This window comes from Geodermatophilus sp. SYSU D00684 (assembly GCF_054050455.1).
Genome location: NZ_JBJGZI010000038.1, coordinates 37,126 through 50,183, shown reverse-complemented (window position 1 = coordinate 50,183; position 13,058 = coordinate 37,126). Strand labels below are relative to the sequence as shown.

Sequence of the window (13,058 nt, the reverse complement as noted above, 5' to 3'; positions counted from 1 at the left end):
CCCCCCCCCCCCCCCCCCGCCCCCCCCCCCCGCGCGGGCGCCCCCCGCCCCCCGCCCCGCCGCCCGCCCCCCCGCGCCCCCCCCCCCCCCCCCCCCCCCCCCCGGGAGGGTGCTCACTGCCCGGCGGTCACCGAGTAGGAGGTGAAGCGCACCACCTGGGCGGCGGTCGCGGCGGACGGCCGGTAGGCCGCCAGGCTCACCGATCCCGCGGCCTGCAGGGAGGCCGTGGTGTCGGTGCGGGTGAGCTGCGGCGCGGCCGGCTCGGCGGTGCCCGCCGCCCACACCGTCGCGCGGACGGTCGTGGTGCCGGTGCCGCTCACCTGGACGCGCACGTTGAGCGCGTTCCCGGCCGTCCAGGTGCCCGCCGGCAGCAGGACCTCACCGCCCGGCCAGGCCTCCGTGCCGCCGGCCAGCCGCGACAGCGTCAGACCGACCCGGCCGTCGGGCAGCACCCGGACGCCCACCCGGTACTCGTCGGCGCCGACCCGCCGGCCACCGACGTACACGTAGGTGCCGTTGCCGGTGGGGGTGGCGGCCAGGGTGAAGGCGGTCCGGACGTCGACCGCGGTGGCGGAGACGCCGGCCAGCTGCGCGCCGGTGTTGTTGCCGGCCGCCGGCAGGTTCAGCGCCGCCGCGCCCGGGGTGACGGAGAGCCGGGTCGCCCCGACCGTCGCCGTCCAGGCACCCCCCACGTCGGCGCTGCCCCAGCCGCCGGTCACCGTGCGGGTGAAGGTGTCACCGGCCAGCACCGCGGGGCCGGCCGGTGCGGTGACCGTGACCTCGCGGGTGGTGCTCGCCGTCGCGCCCCGGTCGTCGGTGACCGTGAGCCCGACCGTGTAGGTGCCGGCCGCCGCGTAGGTGTGCGTAGCGGAGGCGCCGGTGCCGGTGGCCCCGTCACCCCACTGCCAGGCGTACCCGGTCAGCGTGCCGTCGGGGTCGGTGGAGTCCGCCGCGCTCGCCGCCGCGGTCAGGCCGGTCGCCGAGGCGGTGAACGCCGCGGTCGGCGCCTGGTTGGCCGCCGGCGCGGTGACCGTGACCGTCCGCTCGGTGGAGCCGGTCGCGCCGGCCGCGTCGGTGACGGTCAGCCGCACCGTGTAGGTGCCGCCGGCCGCGTAGGTGTGCTCGGCCGTGGCCCCGGTGCCGGTCGTCCCGTCGCCGAAGGTCCAGTCGTACCGGGCGATCGTGCCGTCCGGGTCGGCCGAGGCACGGCCGTCGAGGGACGCGGTGAGCCCGGTGACGGCCGGGGTGAACGACGCGGTCGGGGCGGCGTTGGTGCCACCGGCGCCGGTCCGGCCCACGGTCCAGTGCCGCTGCACCTGCGCCGCGGTCAGCTGGGTCCCGTAGACGGCGACCTCGTCGAGCCGCCCGTTGAACCAGTCGGTGCTGCCGACCCAGCGGCCGTCGCCGCCGACCCGCCACAGGCCGCGGAAGACCTGGCCCGAGCGCGTGTCGGCCTTGGTGCCGACCAGGGCGCCGTCCACGTACAGGGCCATCCCGGCCGGGCCCATCGTCGCGACGGCGTGGTGCCAGGCGCCGTCGTTGTAGGCGCGGGTGCTCGAGACGGTGGCGACCGACCCCGGCCACACCGAGAACAGCAGCCGGCCGGAGGGGTCGAGGTGGACCATCCGGTCGTGCGCGCCGCCGGTGCTGCCGGTCTCGACGTTGGTGAAGTCCATGAGCACGCCACCGGTGGTGGAGCGGGTGCTGAACCACAGCTCGGCGCTCATCGTGTCCGGCGCCTGGCTGCGGGTGGACTGGGCACCGGTGCCCTGCTCGGTGCCGTTGAAGGTCGCCGACGCCCCGGGCGTGGTGCCGCCCAGCGCCCCCGCGCCGCCCTGGGTCACCCCGGTGCCGAACAGCAGGTCGTCGGTGCCGGCCTGGTCGGCGGAGCGGCGCGCACCGGCGGCCTCGTCGAGCCGCCAGTAGTGCTGCGGCGCGTCGGCGAGGACGGTGCCCGCGTAGGCGCTGCCGGCCGGCGCGGCCGAGGCGACCGTGACGGTGGCGTTCGTGCCCGACGCGGTGTTGCCGAACGGGTCGACCGCGACGATCCGGTAGGTGTAGGTCTGCCCGGGGACGACGTCCCGGTCCACCCAGGCCAGGCCCGGCCGGTCCCACCACATCGAGGCGGCGGTGGTCGTGAAGACCGGCGCGGCGCGGTCCGAGCGCATGACGCGGTAGGTCAGGTCCGCGTTGTCCGGGTCGGACGTCGCCCGCCAGGCCACGCGCACGGTGCCGACGGCCGGCGAGGTGACGGCCGGGTTGAGCACGGGGCCGACCTCGGGACCGATCCTGTTCGGCGCCGACGACGGCAGCGCGAAGCGCACGAGCCCCTGCTGCGCGACGCCGTTCACCCGCTCGAACTCGCCGCCGTAGACGACGTACTGGCTGTTGCCGCTGACGCTCCAGCCGGCCTGGTACTGGCGGGTGTAGGTGCCGCTGGGCATGCTCGGGAACCAGGCGAGCTGCGCCGGCGCCGGCTTGCCGACCCAGGCGCCGCCGTAGAGCCGGTGCGCGGCGCCGCCGCTGCTGGCCGGGGCCAGCGAGACGGCCGTGGCGAACTTGTTGACCCGCGGCGCCTGCTCCGGGAACCCGCCGATCTCGGCGCAGTGGTGCGGGTGGGCGGCGTGGTACAGCGCGCCGTTCATCGGGAAGCTCGAGTACGAGTCGCCGAAGCAGGTGCTCACCCAGTTGATCGCGCCGTCGGTGGCGCGGACCGAGAAGGACCCCTCGAGGTTGCCCGGGCCCCAGTAGTCGTAGGCGGTGCCGTACACGTTGGCGCCGTCGGTCGACAGGCTGTAGACGGCCGAGTTGATGCCCTGGTTGGTCAGGATCGTGTTGATCTGGTAGCCGCGGTTGGCGCCGGTGACCGGGTCGAGCGCGGTGATCGCCGTGGCGCGCACCCCGCCCATCGTGTCCCAGCGGCCGGCGGCGACGACCTGCGAGCCGTTGCCCGTCACGACCAGCGCCATCGCCGCGTTGCTCGTGGCGGTGTTGCCGTCGCGGTTGTAGGGGAAGCCCGACGGGCCGACGCCCGGCGTCGGCGCCCAGGGCAGCAGGCCGCCGTCGGACGCGCGGACGGCGGCCAGCCGGGTCCGGCTGACGCTGCCGACCGCGGTGAGGCTGCCGCCGAGGTAGACGGTGGTGTCGGTGGCCGCGATGGCGCGCACCTGGGCGTTGACGCTGGGCCGGAACGTGTCGACCAGCGCGCCGGTGCGGGTGTCGAAGGCCGCGATGCGGTTGCGGGTCACTCCGTTGACGGTGGTGAAGTCACCGCCGACGTAGAGCCGGGTGCCGTCCGGCGAGGCGGCCACCACCATCGCCTGGGCGTTGAGGCTCGGCGCGAAGGTCGTGACCAGCGCGCCGGTGCGGATGTCGTAGGCGAGGAGGTTGTTGCGCACCGTCTCGTTGACGCCCGGCGCCGCCCCGGCGGGACGGGCCCGGGTGAACTGCCCCGCCGCGTAGACCGTGTTGCCGACGACGACCTGCGACCAGACGACGCCGTTGATCTGCACCGTCGGCAGCCCGTCGGCCGACACCGTGGTCGGGTTGGTCGCGGCCACCGGCGCCGGCGCCGAGTCGGCGTGCGCGGTGCCCGGCACCACGAGGGCCCAGCTGGCTGCGGTCACCCCCAGCGCCGCCATCGCCGCCATGGCGCGCGTGCGCACGCCTCTCCCCACGACTCGCATGAGTCCCCCCGCTCAGTTCCGCTACGACCACGTCCGATGGGACGGTCGCGAACACTGTCCGTGACGGTCACGGCGGCAGCAAGGGGTGAAGGTGACACCCGATACGGTGGTCACCTGGGTCTTCGTGCCTCACGTGGGCCCGGCGCATCACTGAGCGTCACCGCGACCGACCCCATCGGGGGAGGTCTGCGGGAACGCCGACGACCCGTCGCCGCGGGTGCGGCGACGGGTCGTCGGGTGATGCGGGAGGCGCGGGTCAGACCGCGCCGGTGAGGAGCAGCAGCGGGGCGCCGGCCTGGTAGCCGACCTCGACGGTGACGGAGTCGCGGGCGTCGGCCGGCACGCTGAAGACGTACACGCCCTCACCGGTCTCCCCCGGCTCCACCGTCCCGACGAAGGGCACGTGGGACGGGTCCTCCAGCGGGGAGGCCGGGGTGCGCTCGGGGCCGTGGGACAGGTTCACCGCGACGCCGTCGAGGGACACCGCGTCCGCGGTGCCGTTCTCGATCCGCACGGTGACCCGCAGCGCCGGGCCGGCGATGTTGCCCGGGCCGACCCCGGTCCCGTCGATCGCCTCGATCGAGCCGATCGTGGCGACGATGCCGTTGCCCACCGCTGCCGGGGCGTCCAGCGGCACCTCCGGCAGCGACGGCGGCGGCTCGTCGACGTCCTCGGTCGGGCCGGTCGGCGTCGGCGTCGCGGGCGGCGGGGCGACCGTCTCCTCCGGCGCCGCCGTCGTCGGTGCGGCGGGCGTCGCCGTCGCCGTCGCCGTCGTCGTGGCGCCCGGCGTGGCCGCCGTGGCCGTGCCGTCGTCGCCCCCGCCGCCGGTCAGCACCAGCGCCAGCGCCACGAGGGCGACCAGCACGGCGCCCCCGGCGCCGAGCAGCAGCCGCCGTCGCGACCGCGCGGCCCCCTGCTCCCCCGAACCCGTCACGCCGTCCTCCCCCCTGCCCCGCCCGCGGCGGGCGTCGTCCCCGGTCACCGCTGCGCCGTCCGCAGCTCGTCCCACGCCGGCGCCGGCGCCGGGACGGGGAGCGGCACCACGTTGTCCGGCAGCGGCTCGGGCGCCGGGCGCGGGAGCGGCCGGTCGGCGTCGGTGGGCGTGCGGCGGCCGCTGGGCCGGCGTGCCGGGAAGCGGCGGGCCGCCAGGTCCAGGGCCAGCCGCTCGTAGCCCTCGGCCACCACGTCCCAGTCGTAGCCGGCGGCCAGCTCCCGGGAACGGGCGCCGTCGCGCGCGACGCCCTCAGGGTCGGCCTCGACGGCGGCCAGCTCGCGGGCGACGTCGGCCGGGGTCCGGAAGAAGCGGCCGGCGTCGGCCACGACCTCGCGGTTGAACGACACGTCGAAGGCGGTGACCGCCGCGCCGGCGCCGATGGCGCGCAGCAGCGAGGGGTTGGTGCCGCCGACCGAGTGGCCGTGCAGGTAGGTCGCGCAGTTGGCGTAGAGCTGGTCGAGCAGCTCCTGGTCCCAGACGCCGCCGAGGAAGCGGACCCGCTCGTCGGCGAGCGCGTGCACCCGGCGCGTGTAGTCGTCGCTGTAGGGCGCCGAGCCGACGACGACCAGCGGCTTGGCGGCGTCGCCGGCGGCGTAGCCCTCGACGATGACGTCGACGTGGTTCTCCGGCTCGAACCGGGCCACCACCAGGTGGTAGCCGCCGGGCTCGAGACCGACCTCGGCCAGCCGGTGCGTGCCCGGGGCGATCAGCGGGGCGCCGTAGGTGAGAAGCCTCGTCGGCGCGGCGAAGGCCTCCCGGTAGTACTCGGCGATGCCCTCGGCGTCGGCGATGAGGACGTCGGACCAGCGCACGGCCAGCGCCTCGGCGGTCCGGTAGTAGCGGCGGCCGGCGCCGCCCCACTTGGCGCGCTTCCACTCGAGGCCGTCGACGTGCGTCGCGACCGGGATGCGGGCGGCGCGCAGCAGCGGCAGCAGCGGGGCGTTGGCCGCGTTGAAGACGATCGCGGCGTCGGTGCGGTGGGCCAGCAGGTGCCGGACCGACAGGGCGGTGTGGCTGAGGGTCTCCAGCGACCGGCGGCGGGCGGCCGGCAGGTGCACCAGCTCCATGCCGAGGTGCTCGGCCGGCGGCGGCTCAGGAGCGCCGGGGACCGTGCGGCAGTAGACGACCACCCGGTGCCCGCGCTCGGCGAGCCGGCGGCCCACCTCCTCGACCGCCGTCTCGAAGCCGCCGTACCGGGCGGGGACGCCACGGGTCCCCACCAGGGCGATGCTCGTGCGGGCCATCGGCCGGTCCTCCGGGGGGTGCGGCGCCTCGCGGGCGCACGGTCGGGACGTCGGACCTCCGCAGAGGTCCCCTGCGATGCTCGTGAGCGAGGGGGGTCCGGCTCGTCCCCCGGCCGGGTGGGCCGGGGGTGAGGCGGGGGTGAGGCCGGCTCAGTAGGCGCCGGAGCTGGTGACGACCGCGCGGACGGTCTTGGCGAGGATCAGCGCGTCGAGGGCGAGCGACCAGTTCTCCACGTAGCGGAGGTCCAGCCGCACGGCCTCCTCCCACGACAGGTCGCTGCGGCCGGAGACCTGCCACAGGCCGGTCAGCCCCGGCTTGACCAGCAACCGGCGGCTCACCGAGGAGTCGTAGCGCTCGACCTCGGCCGGCAGCGGCGGGCGCGGCCCGACCAGCGACATCGACCCGCCGAGCACGTTGAACAGCTGGGGCAGCTCGTCGAGGGAGAACCGCCGCAGCCAGCGCCCGACGCGGGTGACGCGGGGGTCGTGCCGCATCTTGAACAGCAGCCCGTCGCCCTCGTTGCGCTCGAGCAGCTCGTCGAGCCGGCGGTCGGCGTCGACGGCCATGCTGCGGAACTTGAGGATGGTGAACCCGCGGCCGTTCACGCCCACCCGCTCCTGGCGGTAGAGGACCGGCCCCGCGCTGTCCAGCTTCACCGCCACGGCCACCGCCAGCAGGACCGGCGTGAGGAGCAGCAGCGCGACCGCGGCGGCGGCGCGGTCGACGCCGCCCTTGACCAGCCGGCCCCAGCCGCGGAACCGCGGCTGCTCGACCGACAGCAGCGGCAGGCCCTCGAAGGGGCGGATGTGCAGCCGCGGGCCGGCGACCTCGATGAGGCCGGGGGCGACGAGCAGCTCGATGCCGGTGCCCTCCAGCTGCCAGGACAGCCGGCGCAGGTACTCGGCGGCGGTCTCGCTGGCGGAGGTCACGGCGACGGTGTCGGCCCCCAGCCGGGCGGCGGTGGCGGCGACGTCGTCGAGCCCCGCGACCGGGACCCCCAGGGTGCCGGCGACCCGCGCCCGGCTGTCCGGGGTGACGCAGGCGCCCACCACCTCGAGCCCGGCGAAGCTCTGCCGGCGCACCGCGGTGGCCAGCTCGACGACGGCGCCGCCGCGGCCGACGACGACGACCCGCTTGGTGCACGCGCCGCGGACGCGCAGCCGGCGCAGCCCGCACCGCGCGGCGTACCGGCCGGCGAGCGTGAGGGCGGTGAGCCCCGGGACGGCCAGCAGGACCAGCGCGCGGCTGAGCCCCAGCTGCCCGAGGAAGGAGACGACGCAGGTCAGGGCCAGGAGCAGGAAGCCCGCCCGGCCGACGCCGCGGTACTCGTCGCTGCCGGTACCGAACACCCGCTCCTCGTGCGCGCCGGTGCCCACCAGCAGGAGGGGCCAGGCGAGGACCAGCGCGGCGGCGGTGAGGACCACGGGCGAGCCGGGCGACGTGGCGGCCGGGTGCGCCAGCACGACGGCGCCGGTGGCGAGGACCGCGGCGGTGAGGTCGAGCAGGTGCAGGACGGCGGAGTAGCGCCCGGCCCAGCGGCGGGGAACGGGACGGCCGACGGGGCGCAGGGCGTACCGCGGCTCGGCGGCCGGGCGCGGGACGGGCAGGGCCCTCGTGACGGTCCCCGACCCCGAACCGGAGTGGTCCAGCAGCACGTCTCCCCCTCGTCACTCTGGGTGCACGGGGGAGACGACCGTCACGGACGGTGCACCGTCACGCCGCCTCGACCTGCGCCGTGTCCCCCGATGCAGGAAGGACACTCACAGAGCGTCATGGGCGGGTCAACGCGGAGAGTGACGGTTCACCCGAACGGGAGGGTTCAGGTGCGCGGGTGGACGACGTTCTGCGCCGCCTCCAGGCCGAGGGCGAGCAGCTCCTCGGTGGCGTCGGCCGCCTCGGCGACCAGCAGGTCGAGCTCCTTGCGCTCGGTGGCCGAGAAGTCGCGCAGCACGAAGTCCGCGGGGTCCTGGCGGCCCGGCGGCCGGCCGATGCCCACCCGCACGCGCAGGTACTCCCTGGTCCCGGCGGAGCGGCTGATCGAGCGCAGCCCGTTGTGCCCGCCCTCCCCGCCGCCGCGCTTGAGGCGCACCGCGGCGAAGGGGATGTCGAGCTCGTCGTGCACGACGACGAGGTCGGTCACCGGCAGCTTGTGGTAGTCGAGCAGGCCGCGCACCGGCCCGCCGGACTCGTTCATGTACGTCGTCGGCCGGGCCAGGACGACGCGGCGGCCGGCCAGGCGGCCCTCGCCGGCCAGCGCGCGGGCGCGGGCGCCCTTGCCGGCGGCGAGCTTCACGCCGGCCCGCGCGGCGAGCTCGTCGAGCACCGTCGCGCCGACGTTGTGCCGGTTGCCGGCGTAGGACGGGCCGGGGTTGCCCAGCCCCACGACGAGGAAGGGGCCCTCGGAGGGTGCGGACGCCGCAGGGGCGCCGGCGGTGCCGGCGCCCCTGCGGGTCGTGCTCTCGGTCAGCGGGGACCTCAGCTGTTCTCGGTCGACTCGATCGACTCGCCGCTGCCCTGCTCGAGCGGCTCGGGGACGACGTCGCCCTCGCCGGCGGCCGCCTCGGCCGGCGCGGACTCCTCGCGCTCGATGCCGGCCTCGGCCTCGGCCTCGGCGAGCTCGGCGTCGAGCTGCTCGGCGGTCGGGGCGCCCATGACGTTGACGACCAGGGCCTCGGGGTCGGTCAGCAGGGTGGCACCGGACGGCAGCGGGAGGTCGCCGGCGGTGACGCCCTCGCCGGCGCCGCGGCCGGTGACGTCGACCTCGATGGTCTCGGGGATGGCGGTGGCCTCGGCCTCGAGGGAGACGGTGTTCAGCTCGACGCTGAGCAGGGTCTCGGGGCCGGACTCGCCGACGGTGACGACGGGGACGTCGACGGTGACGCGCTCGCCCCGGCGGACGACCAGCAGGTCGACGTGCTCGTGCTGGCGGGTCAGCGGGTCGCGCTGCACCGACTTGGTGAGCGCCAGCTGCTCCTGGCCGTCGAGGACAACGGTGATCAGGGCGTTGGTGCCGCCGTTGCGCAGCACCGCGGCGAACTCGCGGGCCGGCAGCGACAGGTGGACGACGTCCTGGCCGTGCCCGTACAGGACGGCCGGGATGCGGCCCGCGCGGCGGGTCCGGCGGGCGCTGCCCTTGCCGAACTCGGTGCGGGCCTCGGCGACGAGGCGGTAGTCAGCCACGGTGGTGTGCTCCTCAACAGCGGGTGGGCCTGGTGCCGGCGGCCGGGCGCGGCACACCTCGCAGGAGCACACGCACGTCGATCACGGAGTACGGACGACCGTCTCCCTCGCCGGGCTCCGACCAGCGTACCCGGTGCTCAGCTGGCGCCGCCGAAGAGGCTGGTGACCGAGCCGTCCTCGAAGACCTCCTTGATCGCCCGGGCCAGCAGCGGGGCGATGGAGAGGACGGTGAGCTTGTCGAACTGGCGGGCCGGCTCGATCGGCAGCGTGTTGGTGATGACGACCTCGCTGATCTTGCTGTTCTTCAGCCGGTCGACCGCGGGGCCGGACAGGACGCCGTGGGTGGCGGTGACGATGACGTCGGCCGCGCCGGCCTCGAACAGCGTCTCGGCGGCCTTCACGATCGTGCCGCCGGTGTCGATCATGTCGTCGACCAGGATGCAGACCCGCCCGGCGACCTCGCCGACGACGCGGTTGGCGACCACCTCGTTGGGCCGCATGGGGTCGCGGGTCTTGTGGATGAAGGCCAGCGGGACGCCGCCGAGCTTGTCGCTCCACCGCTCCGACACCCGCACCCGGCCGGAGTCCGGCGAGACGACGGTGATGTCGCGGTCGCCCCAGCGCTCGCGCACGTGCGCGACCAGCAGGTCGAGGGCGAACAGGTGGTCGACCGGGCCGTCGAAGAAGCCCTGGATCTGCGCGGTGTGCAGGTCGACGGCCATGAGCCGGTCGGCGCCGGCGGTCTTGAACATGTCCGCGACCAGCCGGGCGGAGATGGGCTCGCGGCCGCGGTGCTTCTTGTCCTGCCGGGCGTAGGGGAAGAACGGCGCGACGACGGTGATCCGCTTGGCCGAGGCGCGCTTGAGCGCGTCGACCATGATCAGCTGCTCCATGAGCCAGGTGTTGATCGGCGCGGTGTGGCTCTGCACGACGAAGGCGTCGCAGCCGCGGACGGACTCCTCGAAGCGGACGAACAGCTCGCCGTTGGCGAACTCGTAGGCGGCCGTGGGGGTCGGGGTGACGCCGAGGTGCCCGGCGATCTCGGAGGCGAGCTCGGGGTACGCCCGGCCGGAGAAGAGCATCAGGCTCTTGCTGGTGGTCTGCCGGATCGCACTCATCGGCTCACTGCCTCACTGCTCGTGGGTGGCCTCGGGGTCCGCCGGCCGGTCCGGTGCGTCACCCGCGGGCCGGCCCCCGGCCGGGTCCTCGGCCGCTGCTGCTGTCGCTGCCGCCGCGGCCTGCGCGGCGGAGGTGCCCGGGCGACGGCGTCCCACCCAGCCTGCCACATTGCGCTGCTTGGCCCGCGCCACACCCATGGCCCCCGGCGGGACGTCCTGGGTGATCACCGAGCCCGCGGCCGTGTAGGCGCCGTCCCCGACGGTGACCGGCGCGACCAGCATCGTGTCCGATCCCACACGGACGGCGTCGCCGATCGTCGTGTGGTGCTTGGCCACGCCGTCGTAGTTGACGAAGACGGTCGCCGCGCCGATGTTCGCCCCGCGGCCGATCGTGGCGTCGCCGACGTAGGACAGGTGCGGCACCTTCGAGCCCTCGCCGACCGCGGCGTTCTTCGTCTCGACGAAGGCGCCCACCTTGGACCGGGCCGCCAGCCGGGTGCCCGGCCGCAGGTAGCTGAACGGCCCGACCGCCGCCCCGGGCCCGATCTCGGCCCCGGTGGCGTGCGTGCGCAGGACGGTGGCGCCCTCCCCCACCGTGCAGTCGGTCAGCGTGGTGTCCGGGCCGACGGCGGCGCCGGCCGCGACCGTCGTCGTCCCGTGCAGCTGGACGCCGGGCAGCAGGCGGGCCCCCGGCAGGACGGAGGCGGTGACGTCGACCCAGGTGGTGGCCGGGTCGACGACGGTGACGCCCGCGACCATGAGCGCGTCGAGGACGCGGTCGTTGAGGGTGCGCCGCCGCGCGGCGAGCTCCCGCTGGTCGTTGCAGCCGAGGACGTCGACCGGGTCCTGCGCCGCGACGGCGGCCACCGGGGCGCCGCCCTCGACCAGCGGCGCCAGCGCGTCGGTCAGGTACTGCTCGCCCTGGGCGTTGTCGGTGGACAGCCCGGCGAGGACCCGGCGCAGCGTGGCCGCGTTGGCGACGTACACGCCGGCGTTGACCTCGCGGATCGCCCGCTGCTGCGCGGTCGCGTCCTTCTCCTCCACGATGGCCCGCGGCGCGCCGTCCTCCCCCCGCACGATCCGGCCGAGGCCGGTGGGGTCCCCCACCTCGGCGGTCAGCACGGTGAAGACGCTGCCCGCCTCGTGGTGGGCCGCCACGAGCGCGGTCAGGGTGCCGGTGGTGAGCAGCGGCGAGTCGCCGTTGACGACGAGCACCGGGCCCTCGAGGTCGGGCACCGCCTCCAGCGCCACCTGCGCCGCGTGCCCCGACCCGCGCTGCTCCTCCTGCACGACGGCGCGGGCGTCCGGCGCGACGGCGGCCAGGTGCTCCTCGACCATCGCGCGGCCGGACCCGACGACGACCAGCGTGGTGCCCGCCGCCAGCGGCGCGGTCGCGGCGAGGACGTGGCCGAGCATGCTGCGTCCGCCGATCTCGTGCAGCACCTTCGGGGTGGTCGACCGCATCCGGGTCCCCTGACCGGCGGCGAGGACGACGACGGCGGCGACGGGCTGCTGCGGGCTCACGGATCTCCTCGACGACGGGTGCGACCGGGTGGGACGTTGCTGGGGGACTCGGACTCGAACCGAGACTTCCCGGCTCCAAAGGCCGGCGGGCTGCCGATTACCCCATCCCCCACCGCGCGCCGTCCCCGCACGGCACCGCGTGGGACGAGCCTAGGGGGCGCGCCGGAGGCGGGCACGGGAGCCGCCGGGACGGCGTCGTCCCCTCGAGGAGCGGCCCTCCCTACGGTGACGTAGGTTACGGCCCCGGAGCCGCCGGACGCCGACCCGGGGCCCGCGACGGACGACCCCTGGAGGCCCCGTGTCCGCCCCTTCCCTCACCCGGCCGACGGCCTTCCGTCCCGCAGACCCGGACAAGGGCCTGCCGCCCAACGCGCTGGGCAAGGAGAAGGGGCACCTGGAGCAGCTCACGCTCTACGTGTTCGTCGTCGTGCCGTTCCTCGCGCTGGCAGCCGTCGTGCCGGCGGTGTGGGGCTGGGGGCTGTCCTGGCTGGACGTCGGCCTGGCGGTCGGCTTCTACTTCCTCACCCTGCTCGGGGTGACCGTCGGCTACCACCGCTACTTCACGCACGGCTCGTTCAAGGCCCGCCGCCCGCTGCGGATCGCGCTGGCGGTCGTCGGCTGCATGGCCGTGCAGGGCCCGGTGGTGCAGTGGGTGGCCGACCACCGCCGCCACCACGCCTTCTCCGACCGCGAGGGCGACCCGCACTCGCCGTGGCGGTACGGCACCGACACCCGCGCGCTGCTCAGGGGCATGTGGCACGCCCACCTCGGCTGGCTGTTCGACCGGCGCCAGACCAACGCCGAGCGCTACGCCCCCGACCTGCTCAAGGACCGCGGCCTGCGGGTCACCAGCCGGCTGTTCATCCTCTGGGCCTTCCTGAGCCTCGCCGTCCCGACGGCGGTCGGCGGCCTGGTGACCGGCAGCTGGACCGGCGCCTGGACGGCGTTCTTCTGGGCCGGGCTGGTACGCGTCGCGCTGCTGCACCACGTGACCTGGTCGATCAACTCGATCTGCCACGTGGTGGGCAGCCGGCCCTTCGCCTCCCGGGACCGCGCCACCAACTTCTGGCCGCTGGCCGTCCTGAGCGCGGGCGAGTCCTGGCACAACCTGCACCACGCCGACCCGACCTGCGCCCGGCACGGCGTGCTGCGCGGGCAGGTCGACATCAGCGCCCGGGTCATCTGGGTGTTCGAGAAGCTCGGGTGGGCGCACTCGGTGAAGTGGCCCGACCCGGTCCGGCTGGCGGCCAAGCGGCGGGCCCCGGCCGCCGGCGCCGTGGCGTCCTGACCGCCGGCCCGCCCCGGCGACGG

The 13,058-nt window shown here is 75.9% G+C and carries 9 protein-coding genes and 1 tRNA gene; 1 reads left to right on the top strand and 9 read right to left on the bottom strand.

The features are described 5' to 3' along the window. Window positions 1-113: 113 nt before the first annotated feature. From ACI79L_RS22015 to ACI79L_RS21975, 9 genes are all read right to left on the bottom strand, one after another. Complete coding sequence (locus ACI79L_RS22015; RefSeq protein WP_456938840.1) at window positions 114-3,665, bottom strand: PKD domain-containing protein; 3,552 nt, start codon at window positions 3,663-3,665, stop codon at window positions 114-116. A 277-nt stretch (window positions 3,666-3,942) separates the two neighbouring features. Beyond that, window positions 3,943-4,620 (bottom strand): hypothetical protein, encoded by a 678-nt coding sequence (locus tag ACI79L_RS22010; RefSeq protein WP_456938839.1) that lies wholly within the window; start codon window positions 4,618-4,620, stop codon window positions 3,943-3,945. A 44-nt stretch (window positions 4,621-4,664) separates the two neighbouring features. Continuing rightward, a complete protein-coding gene (locus tag ACI79L_RS22005) occupies window positions 4,665-5,924 on the bottom strand; it encodes a DUF1972 domain-containing protein (RefSeq protein ID WP_456938838.1) in 1,260 nt (419 codons plus the stop codon). Window positions 5,925-6,074: 150 nt separating this feature from the next. Beyond that, a complete protein-coding gene (locus tag ACI79L_RS22000) occupies window positions 6,075-7,580 on the bottom strand; it encodes a sugar transferase (RefSeq protein WP_456938837.1) in 1,506 nt (501 codons plus the stop codon). Between the two features lie 164 nt (window positions 7,581-7,744). Beyond that, window positions 7,745-8,308, bottom strand: coding sequence for an aminoacyl-tRNA hydrolase (gene pth, locus ACI79L_RS21995; RefSeq protein ID WP_456938836.1), 564 nt, complete (start codon window positions 8,306-8,308; stop codon window positions 7,745-7,747). A gap of 92 nt (window positions 8,309-8,400) precedes the next feature. Then, entirely contained in the window at window positions 8,401-9,105 is a 705-nt protein-coding gene (locus ACI79L_RS21990) for a 50S ribosomal protein L25/general stress protein Ctc (protein ID WP_456938835.1), read from the bottom strand. Between the two features lie 137 nt (window positions 9,106-9,242). Continuing rightward, window positions 9,243-10,223 carry a ribose-phosphate diphosphokinase gene (locus ACI79L_RS21985; protein ID WP_456938834.1) on the bottom strand — a complete coding sequence of 327 codons (981 nt, stop codon included), beginning with the start codon at window positions 10,221-10,223 and terminating at the stop codon, window positions 9,243-9,245. A 12-nt stretch (window positions 10,224-10,235) separates the two neighbouring features. Further along, window positions 10,236-11,747 (bottom strand): bifunctional UDP-N-acetylglucosamine diphosphorylase/glucosamine-1-phosphate N-acetyltransferase GlmU, encoded by a 1,512-nt coding sequence (gene glmU, locus ACI79L_RS21980; RefSeq protein WP_456938833.1) that lies wholly within the window; start codon window positions 11,745-11,747, stop codon window positions 10,236-10,238. A 39-nt stretch (window positions 11,748-11,786) separates the two neighbouring features. After that, window positions 11,787-11,859: transfer RNA gene (locus ACI79L_RS21975), tRNA-Gln, on the bottom strand. Between the two features lie 186 nt (window positions 11,860-12,045). Between ACI79L_RS21975 and ACI79L_RS21970 the strand changes: the two genes are divergently transcribed. Then, entirely contained in the window at window positions 12,046-13,035 is a 990-nt protein-coding gene (locus tag ACI79L_RS21970) for an acyl-CoA desaturase (RefSeq protein ID WP_456938832.1), read from the top strand. The last annotated feature ends 23 nt before the right edge of the window (window positions 13,036-13,058 follow it).

Excerpts from the sequence above, each read along its gene's own strand:
- ACI79L_RS21985 (WP_456938834.1), bottom strand. The coding sequence starts at position 10,223 with ATGAGTGCGATCCGGCAGACCACCAGCAAGAGCCTGATGCTCTTCTCC.
- ACI79L_RS22005 (WP_456938838.1), bottom strand. The coding sequence starts at position 5,924 with ATGGCCCGCACGAGCATCGCCCTGGTGGGGACCCGTGGCGTCCCCGCC.